Below are 19018 nucleotides of genomic sequence, written 5' to 3' on the forward strand. Positions count from 1 at the left end.
AGCCTTCACTCAGGCTTGCGGGGACTGGCCCCATGTTCATTGGTGGCGCTTATCAGCTCTTGGCCGAGACCGAACCGCCGCGTTTCTTGCTCTGCAGCAGGTGCGAGAACACCGCGTGCAGGTCGTCCGAGGCGCTTTCCTCGTCGAGGTTGAGCTTGCTGTCGATGTGATCCATGTGATGCATCATCAGGTTCACCGCCAGGGTCGCGTCGCGGGCCTCGATGGCATCGATCAACTGCATGTGCTCGTCATAGGAGCAGTGCGAGCGGTTGCCGCTTTCGTACTGGGCAATGATCAGCGAGGTTTGCGACACCAGGCTGCGCTGGAAACTCACCAGCGGCGCGTTGGCGGCGGCTTCGGCCAGCTTGAGATGAAACTCGCCGGAGAGACGGATGCCGGCGCCACGGTCACCGCGGGAGAAGCTGTCGCGCTCTTCACGGACCATCACGCGCAGTTCGTTCAGTTGCTCGACGGTGGCGTGCTGCACGGCAAGTTCGGTGATCGCCCGCTCCACCATGCGCCGGGAAAAGAACACCTGACGCGCTTCTTCCACGGTTGGGCTGGCAACCACGGCGCCGCGGTTGGGGCGCAACAACACCACACTTTCATGGGCCAGACGCGACAAGGCGCGGCGGATGATGGTGCGGCTGACGCCGAAGATCTCGCCCAGGGCTTCCTCACTCAACTTGGTACCCGGCGCCAATCGCTGTTCGAGAATGGCCTCGAAGATATGCGCGTAGACGATGTCATCCTGGGTACCGCTGCGGCCACCGGTCTTGCCGGCCCGCGGGGCTTTCTTGAGGGGTTGTAGCTGTTCGTTCATGGGCACTCGCGCACGAAGATTCGCCTATCGGACCTCGACTGTAATACCAGCCAGTGGGGCGATGGCAAGTCCTGGGTAGAAAATTAACGGCTAAAGGTATTGCCGCATTGTACACAGCAAACTGCATTTCTGCAGGCGGCGATCTCCGTTATAGCGCCCGCCACCTCTAATGTGCGCACACCTAATAAAACAGTATTTGCATTCTTTGTATACAAACGCATAATCCACCGGGCAACTTCCTGACTCAAAGGTCAACATTCGAGTCGGTCGCCTTGCCAACCCTTCCCTCGCAGAGCCCCGAGTGATCGTGCAGGACCAGCTCTGAAAAACAAGAAAGACTTGAGGAGTACACGCTGTGGAAAGCCGCAAATCCGACGCACCTACGCTGGATCTTGCCCCACCGCTCGAAACGAGCTGGCTGGAGCGGATTTTCAAACTCAAGCTACACGGCACTACCGTAAAGACTGAAATGATCGCCGGCCTGACGACCTTCATCACCATGGCCTACATCATCTTCGTCAACCCCAACATCATGGCCGACGCCGGAATCGACCACGGTGCCGCCTTCGTCGCCACCTGCATAGCCGCCGCCCTGGGCTGCCTGCTGATGGGGCTCTACGCCAACTGGCCGGTCGGGCTGGCACCCGGCATGGGCCTGAACGCCTTCTTCACCTACACCGTGGTCGGAACCATGGGTTACACCTGGGAAGCCGCGCTGGGCGCGGTGTTCGTCTCCGGGGTGCTGTTCATGTTCCTGACCCTTTCACGCGTGCGCGAATGGCTGCTGAACAGCATCCCGGTCAGCCTTCGTCATGCAATGGGCGCCGGCGTCGGATTGTTTCTCGGACTGATCGGCCTCAAGACCGCGGGTATCGTCGTCGACAGCCCGGCCACCCTGATCAAGCTCGGCCACCTGAACGAACCCGGCCCGCTGCTGGCAGCCATCTGCTTCCTGATGATTGCCGTGCTCAGCTACCACCGGGTGTTCGGCGCCATCCTCATCAGCATCATCACCGTCACTCTCGCCGGCTGGGGTCTGGGCCTGGTGGAGTACGGCGGCGTGTTCTCGCTGCCGCCGAGCCTGGCGCCAACCTGGATGGCCATGGATGTCGCCGGGGTGTTCAACGTCAGCATGATCGCCGTGGTTCTGGCGTTCCTCTTCGTGCACATGTTCGACACCGCCGGCACCCTGATGGGCGTCGCCCAGCGCGCCAACCTGGTGAATGCTGACGGCCGCATCGAAAACCTGTCCCGTGCGCTCAAGGCAGACAGTGCGTCGAGCGTGTTCGGCGCGGTGGTCGGCGTGCCGCCGGTGACCAGCTATGTGGAGAGTGCCGCGGGCGTTGCCGCCGGTGGTCGCACCGGTCTGACGGCGGTGGTGGTGGGCTTGCTGTTCGTCGCAGCGATGTTCTTCGCGCCGCTGGCGGGCATGATCCCCGCGTATGCCACCGCAGGAGCGCTGATCTACGTCGCCATGTTGATGATGGGCAGCATGGCCCATATCGAATGGGACGAAGCGACCGACACCATTCCCGCGATCGTCACGGTGATCATGATGCCGCTGACGTTCTCGGTCGCGGACGGCATTGCCCTGGGCTTCATTACTTATGTGGTGCTCAAGGCATGTACTGGCCGGCATAAGGAAGTCTCGGCCAGCCTGTGGGTGCTGTGCGCGATCTTCATTGCCAAGTTCATCTTCCTTTAAGGGATAGATGGCGGGACAGGAGCCTCACCTTCGGGTGGGGTTTTTTTTGAGCTGCACGTTGCAAGCGGCAAGCGATCAGACAAGCTGGGCAGCCCGGCACAAAAACAGCAGACGAAAAAAAGCCCGCCAGTGTGAGCGGGCAAGGACCTACGAAGATTCTTCTAGCGACCAACTAGCTTCCGCGATAGGTCGAGTAACTGTAAGGCGAGATCAGCAGCGGAACGTGGTAGTGCTCCTGCTCGGCATTGATGCCGAAACGCAGCACAACCACATCAAGGAAGGCCGGCTGCGGCAACTGCACGCCACGCGCGCGGTAGTAGTCGCCTGCACTGAATTGCAACTGGTAAACACCGCTGCGGTAGTCATCACCCTGCAGCAGCGGCGCGTCGACGCGGCCATCGCTGTTGGTCAGGGCAGTGTTCACCAGCTCCAGTTGCTGGCCTTCGACACGATAGAGCTCGACCTTGATCGAGCTTCCAGGGCAGCCATGTGCGGCATCCAGTACATGCGTGGTCAAACGTCCCATTGCTTGCTCGCCTCATTGTTCAATCTGTGGGCAAAAAATACCCGCACGGCACCAGGATCGACCACGGTGGTGTGCGGAAGCTGGATCATTAAGACATTTTATTGAAAAATTGTACACAATTTTTCTAACCAGATTGGGCTTCAGCCAATCCCCCCTTCTGTAAATAAGCCATCAGTCGCAAAGCCAGGGCTTTGGCAGACACCAGCGTCATTTGCTGACCAAACAGGCAGGTTTCTTGCAGTCCTTTCTTTATAGGTATGCTGAAAGAAATGCGGAAAAACAGGCTTACAAATCGTCAATAAAGTTGTATACAATCACACCATCGACGTGGCCCCACGCAATCTGCGACCGCCACCCTCCCCGTGTTTACGTACAAGAAGGAAGACTGCAGTGAGCGCTGATTATCCTCGCGACCTGATCGGTTACGGCAATACCCCTCCCCATCCGCGCTGGCCGGGAAATGCCCGTATCGCGTTGTCTTTCGTGCTCAATTATGAAGAAGGCGGTGAACGCAACATCCTTCACGGCGACAAGGAATCCGAAGCCTTCCTCTCCGAGATGGTCTCCGCCCAGCCGCTGCAAGGCGCGCGCAACATGAGCATGGAATCGCTCTACGAATACGGTAGCCGCGCCGGCGTATGGCGCCTGCTGAAATTGTTCAAGGACAGCGGTGTACCGCTGACCGTCTTCGCCGTGGCCATGGCCGCGCAGCGCCACCCTGACGTGATCCGCGCCATGGTCGAAGCCGGCCATGAGATCTGCAGCCACGGCTACCGCTGGATCGACTACCAGAACATGGACGAGGCCCAGGAGCGCGAGCACATGCTCGAAGCCATCCGCATTCTCACCGACCTGACCGGTAAACGCCCGGTGGGCTGGTACACCGGCCGTACCGGCCCGAACACCCGTCGCCTGGTGATGGAGGAAGGCGGCTTCCTCTACGACAGCGATACCTACGACGACGACCTGCCTTACTGGGAATCGAACAACCCGACCGACAAACCGCATCTGGTGATCCCCTACACCCTGGACACCAACGACATGCGCTTCACCCAGGTCCAGGGCTTCAACTGCGGCGAGCAGTTCTTCCAGTACCTCAAGGACGCCTTCGACGTGCTGTACGAAGAAGGTGCCGAAGCGCCGAAGATGCTTTCCATCGGCCTGCACTGCCGCCTGATCGGTCGTCCGGCGCGCCTGGCTTCGCTCAAGCGCTTCATCGACTACGCAAAAAGCCACGACCAGGTCTGGTTTGCCCGCCGCGAGGACATCGCGCGCCACTGGCACACCAACCACCCTTACACCGCAGAGAACGCCCAATGACCGCTTTCAAGACCCTGACCCCTTCGTCCCTGGACCGCGCCGCGTTCGTCGAGGCTTTCGCCGACATCTACGAACACTCGCCATGGGTCGCCGAGAAAGCCTTTGACCTGGGCCAGCTCGAAGAAGTGGATCAGATCGAAAACCTGCACCAGCGCATGAGCGACATCCTCCTGAGCGCCGACCACGCCGCCCAACTGGCGCTGATCAATGCTCACCCGGACCTCGCCGGCAAAGCCGCCATCAAGGGTGAACTGACCGAGTCGAGCACCAATGAACAGGCCGGCGCCGGTATCCACCAGTGCACCGCCGAAGAGTTCGCGCGCTTCACCACGCTCAACGATGCCTACAAAGACAAGTTCGGCTTCCCGTTCATCATGGCGGTCAAGGGCAGCAACCGGCACCAGATCCTGGCGGCCTTCGAAACCCGCATCCACAACGATGCCGAGACCGAGTTCAAGGAAGCCCTGGCGCAGATCAACCTGATCGCCCTGTTCCGCCTGCTGCAACTGTAAGACCTTGCGCGCCGGCCCGGCCGGCGGCTACAGCCTGATAACAACACACAGAATCAAGAGACCTACGCATGCGCACTTTAGTGATTGAGCCCCTGAGCAAAGAAGCCTTCGCCCCTTTCGGTGACGTGATCGAAACCGACGGCAGCGACCACTTCATGATCAACAACGGCTCGACCATGCGCTTCCACAAGCTGGCGACGGTCGAGACCGCGCAGCCGGAAGACAAGGCGATCATCAGCATCTTCCGCGCCGACGCGCTGGACATGCCGCTGACCGTGCGCATGCTGGAACGCCATCCGCTGGGCAGCCAGGCCTTCATTCCGCTGCTCGGCAACCCCTTTCTGATCGTGGTCGCGCCTGTTGGCGACGCACCTGTATCGGGTCTCGTCCGCGCCTTCCTGAGCAATGGAAAGCAGGGCGTCAATTACCATCGCGGCGTTTGGCACCACCCGGTGCTTACGATCGAAAAGCGGGATGATTTCCTGGTGGTTGATCGCAGTGGTTCCGGCAACAACTGCGACGAGCATTTCTTCACCGAGGACGAGCAACTGGTCCTCAATCCCCACCAATAAGAAAAGGCTGGCCATCGGTTTTCCGGTGACCGGCAAGAGGTAAAGACTGTGGAAGCACATCTGTTGGAATGGCTGAACCTTAGCGTGCGCTGGGTTCACATGATTACCGGCGTGGCCTGGATCGGCGCGTCGTTCTACTTCGTCTGGCTGGAAAACAACCTGAATCGCTCCAACCCGCGCGACGGGCTGTCCGGTGATCTCTGGGCGATCCACGGTGGCGGTATCTACCACCTGGAGAAGTACAAGCTGGCCCCGCCGAAAATGCCGGAGAACCTGCACTGGTTCAAATGGGAAGCCTACTTCACCTGGATGTCCGGTATCGCGCTGCTGTGCGTGGTGTTCTACTTCAACCCGACCCTGTACCTGCTGGCCCCTGGCAGCAGCCTGTCGGGCGCTGAAGGGATCGCCATCGGCGTCGGTTCGCTGATCGCTGGCTGGTTCATCTACGACTTCCTCTGCGACTCGCAACTGGGCAAACACCCTGCCCTGCTCGGTCTGGTGCTGTTCGTCCTGATCATCGCGGCGTGCTACGGCTTCAGCCAGGTGTTCAGCGGTCGTGGCGCGTACCTGCACACCGGCGCCATCATCGGCACCATCATGGTGGGTAACGTGTTCCGCACCATCATGCCGGCCCAGCGTCAGCTGGTCGCCGCCATCGAAGCCAACAAGACCCCGGATCCGGTCCTGCCGGCCAAGGGCCTGTTGCGCTCGCGCCACAACAACTACTTCACCTTGCCGGTGCTGTTCATCATGATCAGCAACCACTTCCCGAGCACCTACGGCAGCCAGTACAACTGGTTGATCCTGGCAGGTATCGCAGTGGCCGCGGTCCTGATCCGTCACTACTTCAACACCCGTCACGACAGCAACAAGTACGCCTGGGCCCTGCCCGCCGGCGCACTGGCGATGATCTGCCTGGCCTACGTCACCGGCCCCAAGCCGGTCTCGACCGCGCCTGAGCAAGCCGCCGCGAAAGTCCAATATCAGCCGCTGCCGGAAACCGCACTGGGTGGCAAGACTGCCGCCGAGAAAGCCGCCGAAGACAAAGCCGCAGCCGAACAGGCCGCCCAGGCGCCAGCCGCCCCTGCCGCGCCCGTCGATGCACCTGCCCAGGCAACCGCCGCGGCCCAGGCTGCCGGTGGTGGTTTCGACAAGATCCACAGCGTCATCCAGGAACGTTGCACCGTGTGCCATTCGGCCAAGCCGACCAGCCCGCTGTTCAGCACCGCGCCAGCCGGCGTGATGTTCGACACCCCGCAACAGATCCAGCAACTGGCACCGCGTATCCAGGCCCAGGCCGTCGCCAGCCAGATCATGCCCCTGGGCAACATCACCCAGATGACTGCCGAGGAACGCAAGCTGGTCGGTGACTGGATCGCCAAAGGCGCTCCCGTCAACTAACAGCAGTCGCAAGTTACAAGCTGCAAGTCAGAGCGGTCCTCCTTTGTCAGGAGGTATCCGCTTCGGCTTGCGGTCGAGATACCAGCAACAACTGCACGCCTGATGGCGGCGGCTTCTTCTTGAAGCTTGCCGCCTGAGGCGTGCAGCTAAAAACAAGAACAAAACCGTTGAGGTGCTGCATGTCCGAGTCTCGCAAGGCGTACATTCCCGTTGCGCCGCCACGACAGCCCCTGCCCTTGCTGCAATTGATCCTCGTCGGTCTGCAGCATGTGTTGCTGATGTACGGAGGTGCCATTGCGGTGCCGCTGATCATCGGACAGGCTGCCGGACTCTCCCGTGAAGAAGTTGCTTTCCTGATCAATGCCGATCTGCTGGTCGCCGGTGTCGCCACCATCGTTCAGTCGTTCGGCATTGGTGCTGTAGGGATCCGCATGCCGGTGATGATGGGTGCCAGCTTCGCCGCCGTCGGCAGCATGGTGGCCATGGCCGGGATGCCTGGCGTCGGCCTGCAAGGGATCTTCGGCGCGACCATCGCCGCCGGGTTCTTCGGCATGCTGATCGCGCCCTTCATGTCCAAGGTGGTGCGTTTCTTCCCGCCATTGGTGACCGGCACGGTCATCACCTCGATCGGCCTGTCGCTGTTCCCGGTTGCCGTCAACTGGGCCGGTGGCGGTGCCTCCGCCAGCACCTTCGGCTCGCCGATCTACCTGATCGTCGCCGGCCTGGTCCTGGCCACCATTCTCCTGGTCAACCGCTTCATGCGCGGTTTCTGGGTCAACGTTTCGGTACTGATCGGCATGGGCCTGGGCTACATCCTGGCCGGCTCGATCGGCATGGTCGACCTCTCCGGTCTCGACGAAGCACCCTGGCTCCAGGTCGTGACGCCACTGCACTTCGGCATGCCGACCTTCAGCCTCGCACCGGTCCTTTCCATGTGCCTGGTGGTGGTGATCATCTTCGTCGAATCCACCGGCATGTTCATCGCCCTGGGCAAGGTGACCGATCGCGAAGTCACCCCCGGCATGCTTCGTCGCGGCTTGATGTGCGACGCCGGCGCTTCCTTTGTCGCCGGTTTTTTCAACACCTTCACCCACTCCTCGTTTGCCCAGAACATCGGCCTGGTGCAAATGACCGGCGTGCGTTGCCGCTACGTGACCGTGGTGGCGGGTGGCTTGCTGATCCTGCTCAGCCTGCTGCCGAAGGCCGCGTTCCTGATCGCCTCGATTCCGCCGGCGGTACTGGGCGGTGCGTCGATCGCCATGTTCGGCATGGTCGCCGCCACCGGCATCAAGATCCTCCAGGAAGCGGACATCGCCGACCGGCGCAACCAGTTGCTGGTCGCGGTCAGCGTCGGCATGGGCCTGATTCCCGTCGTGCGTCCAGAGTTCTTCGCGCAAATGCCGCAGTGGATGGAACCGATCACCCATAGCGGTATCGCCATGGCCACGGTCAGCGCCCTGGTGCTGAACCTGCTGTTCAACATCCTCGGCGGCGCCGAGCGCGCTGCGCACAACGAAGCCTCCGCCCACCATTGAGCCTTTTGGGCGGCGCTTTCGCCGCCCCGGCAAACCCGAGCAATACGCAGGACCGTCGACCCGTGGGAGCGGGTCGGCCGGGGCGCTTCGCGCCGAAAAAACCGCAACGAACAATAACAATTAGCCGGGAATCACAACATGAAACGCATCACCACTTCCCTCCTCCTGGGCAGCAGCTTGCTGGCAACACTTCCAGCAGTAGCGGGGGATCTTCTGCTGTGGCAATCCAACAGCCTCAGCTATTTGTACGGCAAGGACTTCCAGGTCAACCCTGCGATTCAGCAGACCATTACCTTCGAACACGCCAACAAGTGGAAGTACGGCGACACCTTCCTGTTTGTCGACAAGATTTTCTACAACGGCCAGGCCGACCGCGGCAAAGGCTACCGCACCTACTACGGCGAGTTCACCGAGCGCTTCTCGTTCGGCAAGATCTTCGACACCAAGGTCGAACTCGGCCCGATCAAGGACGTGCTGCTGGCCGTGAGCTACGAGTCCGGCGAAGGCGACAACGAGGCCTACCTGATCGGCCCCGGCTTCGACCTGGCGATTCCCGGCTTCAACTACTTCACCCTGAACTTCTACAACCGCCACACCGAAGGCAGCCGTGCGGGTGACAACGTCTGGCAGATCACCCCGACCTTCTCCTACACCATTCCCGTGGGCAAGTCCGACATCCTCATCGACGGCTACATTGACTGGGTGGTGGACAACGACGAAACCAAGAAGCGCGGCACCTACCACGCCAACCTGCAGTTCAACCCGCAGGTCAAATACGACCTCGGCAAGGCCCTGAACCTCGGCGCCAAGCAGCTTTATGTCGGTTTCGAGTACAGCTACTGGAAAGACAAATACGGCATCGAGAACAGCGGTCGTCTCGATACCAACCAGAGCGTGACCAGTGCTTTGGTGAAGGTGCACTTCTAAAACCTGACCAGGTGAAAGGATTTTGTTCCACCGGCTCCAGGACGGAGCACTTGAGGGCCAGCGCGCAAGCCAGTAACCTGCGCGCCCCCTCGACCGGGGCGGAAGGATTCCGCCCCCGTTTACTGACCGCTCAGTCAATGAATACGGGCGGTTGGTAGATGTAAGCGCCAACAGTCGTAACCGCTTTGAACTGTTCAGAAAGACGTCGAGCAGGATTGCTGCACCCTTCCGGAAAGACGGGGCCAGCGCTTGCCTTTTTTTCGTGGGCGATCGCAAAAACCTGACCCGCAAGGCAACTCGATCAACCCGACGACGCCGACTCAAGAGCGTCGCTAACAGAATCAATCAAGGGAGCAACCCGATGCGCTTTACCAACAGCCTGATCCTCGCAGGTGGCCTGCTGGCCGCCAGCTCCGCCATGGCCGGCGACCTGTTGCAATGGCAGAACAACAGCCTGACCTACCTGTACGGCAAGGATTTCGCGGTCAACCCGGAAATCCAGCAGACCTTCACCTTCGAGCACGCCGATGCCTGGAAGTACGGTGACAACTTCCTGTTCATCGACAAGATCTTCTACAACGGCAAAAAAGACAGCAGCAACGGCCCGAACACCTACTACGGCGAGTTCAGCCCGCGCCTGTCGTTCGGCAAGATCTTCGGCCAGGACCTGTCGTTCGGCCCGGTCAAGGATGTGCTGCTGGCCATGACCTACGAGTTCGGCGAAGGCGACACCGAGTCCTACCTGATCGGCCCTGGTTTCGACCTGGACATCCCCGGCTTCGACTACTTCCAGTTGAACTTCTACCAGCGCAACACCGAAGGCAGCCGTGCCGGCGACAACGTCTGGCAGATCACCCCGGTGTGGGCCTACACCATCCCCGTGGGCAAGTCCGACATCCTCATCGACGGCTTCATGGACTGGGTCGTCGACAACGACGAAACCAAGAAGCGCGGCACCTACCACGCCAACCTGCACTTCAACCCGCAGATCAAGTACGACCTCGGCAAGGCGCTGGACCTGGGTGAGAAACAGCTCTACGTCGGTATCGAATACGACTACTGGAAAGACAAGTACGGCATCGAGAACAGCTCTGGCTTCGACACCAACCAGAACACCGCCAGCCTGCTGGTCAAGGTGCACTTCTAAGCGCGTCTCCCGCCGCTTCGGCGGCGGCAACCTCTCCAGGCCCCTGCATGCAGGGCCTGAAGAGGTCCAGTTGTTCTCGATAGACCGCCGTTCGCACGCTCATCAGACCCAGTGTCGAATGGAACAGGTTGTCGTGGGACAACGGCAATTCCCGCTGCGCCCGCAGGCAGCCCTGGGTAATGCCGGTCCGAGTCGAAAAGGCGTCGGACAGCCAGGCCACCATCGGCACCCTGGTCTGTTCACTGGGTGCCATCGCGTAAGGCAGGCCATGCAGGTAAACGCCCTTCTCCCCCAGTGACTCACCGTGATCGGACACGTACAGCATGGCCGTGTCGAACTGCGCCTCCCGGCTTTTCAGCAGATCGATAACGCTTGCCAGCACATGGTCGGTGTAAGCGATCGAATTGTCGTAGGCATTGACGATGGTCCCGTTGCTGCATTTGTCCAACTGGCTGGTGTCGCAGGTGGGCGTGAACCGGCGAAACGCCTCGGGATAGCGCTTGAAGTACGCCGGGCCATGGCTGCCCAGCATGTGCAGGACAATCACCGTATCGTCGGCACTGCGATCGATCCGCTCGGCCAGCCCGTGCAACAGCGCTTCGTCGAAGCAACCATCGGCATTGCACAGCTCGCTGATCCCCAGCTTGCCGATGTCTTCGCTCGGCACCCGGTCGCAGACGCCCTTGCAGCCTGAATTGTTGTCGCGCCAGAGCACCGCCACGCCGGCACGCTGCAATACGTCGAGCAATCCTTCGCGACCACGGGCATGGAAACTCTTGTACTCGCGACGCCCCAGGTCCTGGAACATGCACGGCACCGAAATCGCCGTTGCCGTGCCGCAGGAACTCACATCGGTGAAACTGACCACCTCACGCGACGCCAGCGCCGGGTTGGTCTGCCGAGGGTAACCATTGAGCGAGAAACTGGCCGACCGCGCGGTTTCCCCGACCACCAGCACCAGCACCTTGTGCCGCCCCCGCTGCCCGGCTTCGGCCACTCGCACCGCATCCAGCCCCACCGGCTCGAAGGCGGCGGGCGTACGCCATTGCCGCTTGGCATAGCTGTGCACGGCGCCGACGAGGTTCGACGGCACCAGCATCAGGCGCAGTTCCCGGTTATTGCGCAGCAACGACGCGTAGGACTGGTAGGCCAGCGCCAGAATGATCCCTATCAGCAGCAATGCCCCCAGCAGGCTGCCCAGCTTCAATAGCGCGGCGCGGGTCCAGCCATGCCTTGCCAGTGGAATGCGGCTGACCACTATCGCCGGCACGACCCCGACCAGCAGCACCCAGATCAACAGGCCCGGCCCCAGCAGATCAAATACTTCACGGCGATCGGTCTGCATCGCGTTAATCAACATGGAGTAGTCGATCATTATTCCGAAGCTGCTCATGAAATAACTGACGACCGCAGACACTAAAAGCATCAGGATCAAAACAGCCCGCGTCAGTTTCCCCCACGCCAATAAACCCAGGACTACAAAGTTAAACAGGCAAACTAACAGTGGAAGACTGGCGAGAAAGAAAACATGTTCATTATTCCAGCCATCCACCGCATTCCACAGGTGCCGCCAGAAAGAAGCGTTCATGACCAGACTCAGCCACACCGAAACCAGAAATACCAACAATGGCGCCGGAATCTTCCAGGTCGCCCGCTCAAGCGGCTCAACATTCATGCGTGTCTCCTGACACTGGTTCAACTATCCCTGAAACACCGGATCGCACGCTCAGCGAGCGGTGCGAAGACGCTGGCGAACGCACCAGATGGCCAGCGCCGGAGCGCCGAAGCCCGCGAAAAGAAGGGCCAGCAGCATGCCCGAGCTGTCGAGGAAGATCAGCACATCCAGCAGCAGCAAACCGAGGCTGACGAGTACGGCCAAGGCCGGCACACCCCACTGCCCCAACGTGCGTGGCCGGCGAAAGATCAAGCGTGAATTGAAGGCAAGTAACAGACACAAGAACAGCCACATCAACGCGGCAGCAAGATAAACGCCCAGATGATAAACATCGTAGGACAACTTCAAAACGGACATAGAGCGACTTCCCTGCGCAAACGATGGCAAAAACCATTATCACTTCTAGCCGAACTTCCTTGCCCAGCCTGTGCGCAACGAATTTTAGACGAACCTTTCATACTTTCCAGACATGACATTTACATTTCTTTCTCTTTTCACTTGTTAGCGTTCACCGCCTACACTCGCCAGTGCCTGAATGAACGCCGCATCCGTTCCAGGCAATGGACACAATTAAAAAGGGAATTAATGATGTACACACCCAAAACAGCGCCCATGCGCTATTTGCTGTTGCTGACCGCCACTTGGCTGGGGATTTTCACGCTGACCCGCGCCGCCCTGCTGTTCACTCACCTGGACGAAGCCGGGCATGCGTACCTCTCGATTTTCACCATCGGCGTGCTCAACGACCTGGCCTACCTGGTCTACGCCGCACTTCCACTGACCCTGTTCGTGCTGCTCTGCCCTCGACGGCTCTGGGTATCGCGGTTCAATCGCTGGCTGCTGCAAGGCGTGCTGGCGGTGAGCATCTACGCGATGCTCTTCACCGCAGTCGCCGAGTGGCTGTTCTGGGACGAATTCGGTGTGCGCTTCAACTTCATCGCGGTGGACTACCTGGTCTATTCCGACGAAGTGCTGAACAACATTCTTGAGTCCTACCCCATCGGCGCCCTTCTGGGCGGTCTCGGTGTACTGACCCTGGTGATCTGCGTACTTCTGCGCAAGCCGCTGCTGCGCGCCCTGCATGCACCGTTTCCGACGTTCCGGCAACGCGCCGCACAGGCCGCCGGCGTGGCGGTACTGGTGCTCTTGAGCATGCAGTTCCTCGACCAGAACAGCCTGCGTAGCCAGGGTGGCAACACCTACCAGCGCGAGTTGGCCAGCAATGGTCCGTACCAGTTTTTCGCCGCCTTCCGTAACAACGAACTGGATTACCAGCAGTTCTACGGCACCCTGCCCGAAGCGGCGACCGCCGAGCAGATCCATGCCGAACTCAACCAGCCCGGCGTGACCTTCATCGGCAAGGAACCCATGGACATCCGCCGCACCGTGAGCAACCCCGGCACGCCGCGCACGCCCAACATCGTCCTGGTCACCATCGAAAGCCTGAGCGGCAAGTACCTCGGCAGCAACGGTGATCCACGCAACCTCACGCCCAACCTCGATGCACTGCGTAAGCAAAGCCTGTACTTCAACAATTTCTACGCCACCGGCACCCGTACAGACCGCGGCCTCGAAGCCATCACCCTGTCGATGCCACCAACACCGGGGCGTTCGATCGTCAAACGCATCGGTCGTGAAAGCGGCTTCGCCAGCCTCGGCCAGCACCTGAGCGAGGTCGGTTACGACAGCGTGTTCGTGTATGGCGGTCGCGGTTACTTCGACAACATGAACGCCTTCTTCAGCGGCAACGGCTATCGGGTCGTCGACCAGACCAGCGTCGATGAAAGCGATATCAGCTTCAAGAACGCCTGGGGCATGTCCGACGAGGACCTCTACCGGCAGGCGGTCAAACTAGCCGATGCCGATCACGCCAACCAGGTGCCGTTCTTCCTGCAATTGATGACCACCTCCAACCACCGCCCCTACACCTATCCCGACGGCAAGATCGACATCAAGTCAGGCAATGGTCGCGACGGCGCGGTGAAATACACCGACTACGCCATCGGCCAGTTCCTCGCCGAAGCGCGGAAAAAGCCGTGGTTCGACAACACCCTGTTCATCTTCGTCGCCGATCACACGGCCGGCAGCGCGGGCAAGGAAGACCTGCCGGTGCAGAACTACCAGATCCCGCTGTTCATTTATGGACCGAAGCTGATCGAGGCCCGCGAGGAAGGCAAGCTGGCCAGCCAGATCGACCTGGCGCCGACCTTGCTCGGGTTGCTGAACATGAGCTACACCTCGACGTTCTTCGGCCGCAACCTGCTGCTTGAAGACAACCTGCCGCCGCGGGTGCTGATCGGCAACTACCAGCACCTGGGCCTGTTCGACGGCCAGGACCTGGCGATTCTCAGCCCGCGTGGCGGTCTGCGCCTGCACCAGCAGGCACTGGGAGAAAGCCATGAAATCGCGAGCGATGCGGACAATCCGCTGATCAAGCGGGCCATCGCCTATTACGAAAGCGCCAGCTACGGCTTCAAGCAGCGCCTGCTGGACTGGGTGCCGGAGAACCACACACCGCAGACGGCCTCGACGCCTTGAAGAAATGAAAACGGCCCCTCGGGGCCGTTTTACCTCAGGCCTTCACCGCCCGCCAGACCTTGCCCACCCCACCGACCACCGCCAGCACCACCGCACCGGCGACGATACCCACCACACCGCTGAGCAGCGCCGACGTCAAACCACCGCCACGGCCTTCGCTGAAGCCCTGGATCGCGTGATGCAGAGGCTCGATGCCGTGCACCAGAATCCCGCCCCCCACCAGGAACATCGCCGCCGTACCCACCACCGACAGCATCTTCATCAGCCACGGCGCCGAATGCAGGATGCCGCGGCCGATTGTTTTGCCGATGCCCTTGGAGGTCTTGGTCAGCCACAAGCCCAGGTCATCGAGCTTGACGATCCCCGCCACCAGCCCGTAGACGCCCGCAGTCATCACCACGGCGATACCCGAGAGCACGATGATCTGCTGGGTCAACGGCGCGCCGGCAACCGTGCCGAGGGTAATGGCGATGATCTCCGCGGACAGGATGAAATCGGTGCGGACCGCGCCCTTGATCTTGTCTTTCTCGTAGGCCACCAGGTCCACCGCCGGATTGGCCGCGGCGTCGCTCAGGGCCGCGTGCTCGGCGTGCTTTTCGTCGGCGCCATGGAGGAACTTATGGGCGAGCTTCTCGAAGCCTTCGAAACAGAGGTAGGCGCCGCCGATCATCAGCAGCGGCGTGACCGCCCACGGAATAAATGCGCTGATCAGCAGCGCCGCCGGCACCAGGATCAGCTTGTTGAGGAAGGAGCCCTTGGCGACCGCCCACACCACCGGAATTTCCCGGTCCGCCTTTACGCCCGTGACCTGCTGGGCATTGAGCGCCAGGTCGTCGCCCAGGACACCGGCGGTTTTCTTGGCCGCCACTTTGGTCATCAAGGAAACGTCATCGAGTACTGCCGCGATATCGTCGATCAGTAGAAGAAGGCTGCTTCCTGCCATTTGCATGTATCTCGCGTAAAGAATAGTTACAGAAGGATAGCCGGTTGCCGCTTGCGATACACCTGCGAACCGCTTGGGACGCCGCCTTGAGCCCCGCGCGAGCCCGGTGCTACCATGCGCCACCGCCTGCCCGGGCCTGCCGCGGTGCGGGCCGAGACCAAGGAACAGCGCCAAACCATGAGCAGCATTCGCGAGCGCAACAAAGAACTGATCCTGCGTGCGGCCAGTGAAGAATTCGCCGACAAGGGTTTCGCCGCCACCAAGACCAGCGACATCGCGGCCAAGGCCGGCTTGCCCAAGCCCAACGTCTACTACTACTTCAAGTCCAAGGAAAACCTCTACCGCGAGGTGCTCGAGAGCATCATCGAGCCGATCATGCAGGCGTCGACCCCGTTCAACGCCGAGGGTGATCCTGATGAAGTGCTCAGTGCCTATATCCGCTCCAAAGTGCGGATCTCCCGGGATCTACCGTTTGCGTCGAAGGTATTTGCCAGCGAGATCATGCACGGCGCGCCGCACCTCAGTGCGCGGCAAGTGGAGCAACTGAACGTCCAGGCCCGGCACAACATCGCCTGCATCCAGCGCTGGATCGACCACGGCCAGATCGCCCCGGTAGACCCGCATCACCTGATGTTCAGCATCTGGGCGGCGACCCAGACCTACGCTGATTTCGACTGGCAGATTTCGGTGGTGACCGGCAAGGCCAAGCTCGATGACAGTGACTACGAGGCCGCGGCGCAGACCATCATTCGGCTGGTGTTGAAAGGGTGTGCGCCGGACAACTGATGTCCGGTTCAAGGGCCTCATCGCCGCGGTTCGGCACCCCGACAAGCCGGCGATGAGGCCATCAACCACTACCCAGCTATCAAATCAGGCCGCAACCCCGGCATCAGCCCGCAACCCCGCCTCTTCGATCGCACTGATCGCGCACTGCTCGTCGATATCCGACGTATCGCCGCTGATCCCGATCGCCCCCAGCACCACGCCCGCTTCATTGCGAATCAGCACGCCACCCGGCGCCGGCACCACCGCGCTCTGACCCAGGCCATTGAGCGCGGCAAAGAACGCCGGGCGCTGCTGCGCGTCCAGCGCCAGCAAACGCGAGCCCTTGCCCAGGGCGATCGCGCCCCACGCCTTGCCCATCGCCACTTGCGGGCGCAACAGGCTGGCGCCGTCCTCGCGCTGCAAGGCCAGCACGTGGCCACCGGCATCCAGCACCACCACGGTCAGCGGCGCAGCGGAAATCTTGCGACCCGCAGCCAGCGCGCCATTCACCAGGCTGACAGCGACTTTCAAGCTCAATGCATTCATGAAACGGTCCTCTTTTTGTTAGAAGCCCAGGCGGGCAAGTGAAAACTGATAGAACAAATAGAACACAATGGAGAATATTTTTGTATACAATATTTTCCACATCACGCCCCTGATCGTCGCCAAAGCCTTTTTTACGGCATTTCGACGAAAGCACAGACCGCCGATGAAAATGGATTGACCAGCACTGCGTCCCATGAATAAACTCTGGCAAAAAGCAGTTTGTATACAATTACAAAATCAATGAGGCACAAAACCATGAGCAAAATGAGAGCAATCGATGCAGCCGTTCTGGTGATGCGCCGTGAAGGTGTGGACACCGCGTTTGGCATTCCTGGTGCAGCGATCAACCCGCTGTACTCGGCGCTGAAGAAAGTCGGTGGTATCGATCACGTCCTCGCTCGCCACGTTGAAGGCGCCTCGCACATGGCCGAGGGCTACACCCGCACCAAGGCCGGCAACATCGGCGTGTGCATCGGCACCTCGGGCCCAGCCGGCACCGACATGGTCACCGGTCTGTACAGTGCCTCCGCCGACTCCATCCCGATTCTCTGCATCACTGGCCAAGCGCCGCGCGCTCGCCTGCATAAAGAAGATTTCCAGGCCGTCGACATCACCAGCATCGTCAAGCCGGTGACCAAGTGGGCGACCACCGTTCTGGAACCGGGCCAAGTGCCTTACGCCTTCCAGAAAGCCTTCTATGAAATGCGCACCGGCCGCCCAGGCCCTGTGCTGATCGACCTGCCGTTCGACGTGCAGATGGCTGAAATCGAATTCGACATCGATGCCTACGAGCCGCTGGCAATCCACAAGCCTGCCGCAACCCGCGTCCAGGCTGAGAAAGCCCTGGCACTGCTGAATGACGCCGAGCGCCCACTGCTGGTTGCCGGTGGCGGCATCATCAACGCCGACGCCAGCGAAAAACTGGTCGAGTTCGCCGAACTGACCGGCGTCCCTGTAGTTCCGACCCTGATGGGCTGGGGCACCATCCCTGACGATCACGAACTGATGGTCGGCATGGTTGGTCTGCAAACCTCGCACCGCTACGGCAACGCCACGATGCTGAAATCCGACCTGGTGTTCGGTATCGGCAACCGCTGGGCCAACCGTCACACCGGTTCCGTGGACGTCTACACCGAAGGCCGCACCTTCATTCACGTCGACATCGAACCGACCCAGATCGGCCGCGTGTTCACCCCGGACCTAGGCATCGTTTCCGACGCCGGCGCCGCGCTGGACGTGTTCCTGGAAGTGGCCCGCGAGTGGAAAGCCGCCGGCAAGCTGAAGTGCCGCGGCGAATGGCTGAAAGACTGCCAGGCGCGTAAATCGAGCCTGCAGCGCAAGACCAACTTCGACAACGTACCGGTCAAGCCTCAGCGCGTTTACCAGGAAATGAACGAGGTGTTCGGCAAGGACACCACCTACGTCAGCACCATCGGTCTGTCGCAGATCGCCGGCGCGCAATTCCTGCACGTGTACAAGCCGCGCCACTGGATCAACTGCGGCCAGGCCGGCCCGCTGGGCTGGACCATTCCGGCTGCGCTGGGCGTGGTCAAGGCCGATCCGACCCGCAAGGTCGTGGCACTGTCCGGCGACTATGACTTCCAGTTCATGATCGAAGAGCTGGCAGTGGGCGCGCAGTTCAACCTGCCGTACGTCCACGTGCTGGTGAACAACGCCTACCTCGGCCTGATCCGCCAGGCGCAGCGTGGCTTCGAGATGGATTACTGTGTTCAACTGGCGTTCGAGAACATCAACTCGCCTGACCTGAACGGCTACGGCGTCGATCACGTTGCCGTGGTCGAAGGCCTGGGTTGCAAGGCCCTGCGCGTGTTCAAGCCGGAAGAAATCGCCCCTGCCCTGCTCAAGGCGCAGAAGCTGGCCGAAGAGCACCGCGTGCCGGTGGTGGTCGAGGTGATTCTCGAGCGCGTCACCAACATTTCCATGGGTACCGAAATCAACGCGGTCAACGAATTCGAAGACCTGGCACTGGTCGGCAACGACGCGCCAACCGCGATTTCGCTGCTCGACTGATCGACTGTGCGGCCCCGCCCTTCACGGCGCGGGGCCCATCCCAGCAAGGAGA

At 60.8% G+C, this 19018-nt stretch carries 18 protein-coding genes; 11 read left to right on the top strand and 7 right to left on the bottom strand.

All coding sequences use genetic code 11. From position 1 onward, the window contains the following. Positions 1 to 52: 52 nt before the first annotated feature. Positions 53 to 823, bottom strand: a complete 771-nt coding sequence (locus NTD88_RS11515) for a GntR family transcriptional regulator (protein ID WP_095157033.1) — start codon at positions 821 to 823, stop codon at positions 53 to 55. A 469-nt stretch (positions 824 to 1292) separates the two neighbouring features. On the opposite strand from NTD88_RS11515, the gene NTD88_RS11520 reads away from it, so the two are divergent. Beyond that, entirely contained in the window at positions 1293 to 2528 is a 1236-nt protein-coding gene (locus NTD88_RS11520) for an NCS2 family permease (protein ID WP_225422462.1), read from the top strand. Positions 2529 to 2700: 172 nt separating this feature from the next. On the opposite strand, the gene uraH is transcribed toward NTD88_RS11520, so the two are convergent. Next, complete coding sequence (uraH, locus tag NTD88_RS11525) at positions 2701 to 3054, bottom strand: hydroxyisourate hydrolase (protein WP_095157031.1); 354 nt, start codon at positions 3052 to 3054, stop codon at positions 2701 to 2703. Positions 3055 to 3444: 390 nt separating this feature from the next. On the opposite strand from uraH, the gene puuE reads away from it, so the two are divergent. The 4 genes from puuE to NTD88_RS11545 all read left to right on the top strand — a co-directional run bounded on the left by puuE (position 3445) and on the right by NTD88_RS11545 (position 6859). Continuing rightward, the gene (puuE, locus tag NTD88_RS11530) at positions 3445 to 4374 is read left to right on the top strand and encodes an allantoinase PuuE (protein WP_262156115.1); all 930 of its coding nucleotides are present in this window, start codon (positions 3445 to 3447) and stop codon (positions 4372 to 4374) included. Next, positions 4371 to 4886 (top strand): 2-oxo-4-hydroxy-4-carboxy-5-ureidoimidazoline decarboxylase, encoded by a 516-nt coding sequence (gene uraD / locus NTD88_RS11535; protein ID WP_095157029.1) that lies wholly within the window; start codon positions 4371 to 4373, stop codon positions 4884 to 4886. Before puuE ends, uraD begins: the two co-directional genes overlap by 4 nt. Before the next feature lie 68 nt (positions 4887 to 4954). Beyond that, entirely contained in the window at positions 4955 to 5458 is a 504-nt protein-coding gene (locus NTD88_RS11540) for an ureidoglycolate lyase (protein ID WP_095157028.1), read from the top strand. Positions 5459 to 5506: 48 nt separating this feature from the next. Beyond that, the gene (locus tag NTD88_RS11545; RefSeq protein ID WP_262129501.1) at positions 5507 to 6859 is read left to right on the top strand and encodes a urate hydroxylase PuuD; all 1353 of its coding nucleotides are present in this window, start codon (positions 5507 to 5509) and stop codon (positions 6857 to 6859) included. A gap of 46 nt (positions 6860 to 6905) precedes the next feature. Here the strand turns inward: NTD88_RS11545 and NTD88_RS11550 are convergent, their stop codons facing one another. Beyond that, on the bottom strand, positions 6906 to 7040 hold the full coding sequence (locus tag NTD88_RS11550; protein ID WP_256680109.1) for a hypothetical protein: 135 nt from the start codon (positions 7038 to 7040) through the stop codon (positions 6906 to 6908). Between NTD88_RS11550 and NTD88_RS11555 the strand changes: the two genes are divergently transcribed. From NTD88_RS11555 to NTD88_RS11565, 3 genes are all read left to right on the top strand, one after another. Continuing rightward, positions 7039 to 8394, top strand: coding sequence for a nucleobase:cation symporter-2 family protein (locus NTD88_RS11555; RefSeq protein ID WP_095157026.1), 1356 nt, complete (start codon positions 7039 to 7041; stop codon positions 8392 to 8394). The two genes, NTD88_RS11550 and NTD88_RS11555, sit on opposite strands and share 2 nt — an antisense overlap. 138 nt (positions 8395 to 8532) lie before the next feature. Then, positions 8533 to 9321, top strand: a complete 789-nt coding sequence (locus NTD88_RS11560; protein WP_095157025.1) for an outer membrane protein OmpK — start codon at positions 8533 to 8535, stop codon at positions 9319 to 9321. A gap of 361 nt (positions 9322 to 9682) precedes the next feature. Further along, positions 9683 to 10468: an outer membrane protein OmpK gene (locus tag NTD88_RS11565; protein ID WP_262129500.1), complete on the top strand. Its 786-nt coding sequence runs from the start codon at positions 9683 to 9685 to the stop codon at positions 10466 to 10468. Here the strand turns inward: NTD88_RS11565 and NTD88_RS11570 are convergent. Both NTD88_RS11570 and NTD88_RS11575 read right to left on the bottom strand, forming a co-directional pair. Continuing rightward, positions 10452 to 12143: a phosphoethanolamine transferase gene (locus NTD88_RS11570; protein WP_262156116.1), complete on the bottom strand. Its 1692-nt coding sequence runs from the start codon at positions 12141 to 12143 to the stop codon at positions 10452 to 10454. The two genes, NTD88_RS11565 and NTD88_RS11570, sit on opposite strands and share 17 nt — an antisense overlap. A gap of 51 nt (positions 12144 to 12194) precedes the next feature. Further along, positions 12195 to 12500: a hypothetical protein gene (locus NTD88_RS11575; RefSeq protein ID WP_262156117.1), complete on the bottom strand. Its 306-nt coding sequence runs from the start codon at positions 12498 to 12500 to the stop codon at positions 12195 to 12197. A gap of 231 nt (positions 12501 to 12731) precedes the next feature. Between NTD88_RS11575 and NTD88_RS11580 the strand changes: the two genes are divergently transcribed. After that, positions 12732 to 14681 carry an LTA synthase family protein gene (locus NTD88_RS11580; protein WP_262156118.1) on the top strand — a complete coding sequence of 650 codons (1950 nt, stop codon included), beginning with the start codon at positions 12732 to 12734 and terminating at the stop codon, positions 14679 to 14681. Positions 14682 to 14715: 34 nt separating this feature from the next. Here NTD88_RS11580 and NTD88_RS11585 read toward each other — a convergent pair whose 3' ends face one another. Then, positions 14716 to 15624 (bottom strand): DUF808 domain-containing protein, encoded by a 909-nt coding sequence (locus NTD88_RS11585; protein ID WP_262156119.1) that lies wholly within the window; start codon positions 15622 to 15624, stop codon positions 14716 to 14718. Positions 15625 to 15801: 177 nt separating this feature from the next. Here NTD88_RS11585 and NTD88_RS11590 point away from each other — a divergent pair, with 177 nt between their 5' ends. Continuing rightward, complete coding sequence (locus NTD88_RS11590) at positions 15802 to 16410, top strand: TetR/AcrR family transcriptional regulator (RefSeq protein WP_095157130.1); 609 nt, start codon at positions 15802 to 15804, stop codon at positions 16408 to 16410. 84 nt (positions 16411 to 16494) lie between these two features. Here NTD88_RS11590 and NTD88_RS11595 read toward each other — a convergent pair whose 3' ends face one another. Then, positions 16495 to 16935: a GlcG/HbpS family heme-binding protein gene (locus NTD88_RS11595; protein WP_095157019.1), complete on the bottom strand. Its 441-nt coding sequence runs from the start codon at positions 16933 to 16935 to the stop codon at positions 16495 to 16497. A 255-nt stretch (positions 16936 to 17190) separates the two neighbouring features. Between NTD88_RS11595 and gcl the strand changes: the two genes are divergently transcribed. After that, the gene (gene gcl / locus NTD88_RS11600; protein ID WP_175651564.1) at positions 17191 to 18966 is read left to right on the top strand and encodes a glyoxylate carboligase; all 1776 of its coding nucleotides are present in this window, start codon (positions 17191 to 17193) and stop codon (positions 18964 to 18966) included. The last annotated feature ends 52 nt before the right edge of the window (positions 18967 to 19018 follow it).

The organism is Pseudomonas sp. 20P_3.2_Bac5, from assembly GCF_025466035.1.
Lineage (GTDB): Bacteria > Pseudomonadota > Gammaproteobacteria > Pseudomonadales > Pseudomonadaceae > Aquipseudomonas.

What these genes read in the sequence shown, in the direction of transcription:
- uraH (WP_095157031.1), bottom strand. Translation starts at nt 3,054, where the DNA reads ATGGGACGTTTGACCACGCATGTACTGGATGCCGCACATGGCTGCCCT.
- NTD88_RS11575 (WP_262156117.1), bottom strand. Translation starts at nt 12,500, where the DNA reads ATGTCCGTTTTGAAGTTGTCCTACGATGTTTATCATCTGGGCGTTTAT.
- NTD88_RS11540 (WP_095157028.1), top strand. Translation starts at nt 4,955, where the DNA reads ATGCGCACTTTAGTGATTGAGCCCCTGAGCAAAGAAGCCTTCGCCCCT.
- NTD88_RS11550 (WP_256680109.1), bottom strand. Translation starts at nt 7,040, where the DNA reads ATGCAGCACCTCAACGGTTTTGTTCTTGTTTTTAGCTGCACGCCTCAG.
- NTD88_RS11570 (WP_262156116.1), bottom strand. Translation starts at nt 12,143, where the DNA reads ATGAATGTTGAGCCGCTTGAGCGGGCGACCTGGAAGATTCCGGCGCCA.
- NTD88_RS11585 (WP_262156119.1), bottom strand. Translation starts at nt 15,624, where the DNA reads ATGGCAGGAAGCAGCCTTCTTCTACTGATCGACGATATCGCGGCAGTA.
- NTD88_RS11555 (WP_095157026.1), top strand. Translation starts at nt 7,039, where the DNA reads ATGTCCGAGTCTCGCAAGGCGTACATTCCCGTTGCGCCGCCACGACAG.
- NTD88_RS11595 (WP_095157019.1), bottom strand. Translation starts at nt 16,935, where the DNA reads ATGAATGCATTGAGCTTGAAAGTCGCTGTCAGCCTGGTGAATGGCGCG.
- NTD88_RS11565 (WP_262129500.1), top strand. Translation starts at nt 9,683, where the DNA reads ATGCGCTTTACCAACAGCCTGATCCTCGCAGGTGGCCTGCTGGCCGCC.
- NTD88_RS11520 (WP_225422462.1), top strand. Translation starts at nt 1,293, where the DNA reads ATGATCGCCGGCCTGACGACCTTCATCACCATGGCCTACATCATCTTC.
- NTD88_RS11515 (WP_095157033.1), bottom strand. Translation starts at nt 823, where the DNA reads ATGAACGAACAGCTACAACCCCTCAAGAAAGCCCCGCGGGCCGGCAAG.
- NTD88_RS11590 (WP_095157130.1), top strand. Translation starts at nt 15,802, where the DNA reads ATGAGCAGCATTCGCGAGCGCAACAAAGAACTGATCCTGCGTGCGGCC.
- gcl (WP_175651564.1), top strand. Translation starts at nt 17,191, where the DNA reads ATGAGCAAAATGAGAGCAATCGATGCAGCCGTTCTGGTGATGCGCCGT.
- uraD (WP_095157029.1), top strand. Translation starts at nt 4,371, where the DNA reads ATGACCGCTTTCAAGACCCTGACCCCTTCGTCCCTGGACCGCGCCGCG.
- NTD88_RS11580 (WP_262156118.1), top strand. Translation starts at nt 12,732, where the DNA reads ATGTACACACCCAAAACAGCGCCCATGCGCTATTTGCTGTTGCTGACC.
- NTD88_RS11560 (WP_095157025.1), top strand. Translation starts at nt 8,533, where the DNA reads ATGAAACGCATCACCACTTCCCTCCTCCTGGGCAGCAGCTTGCTGGCA.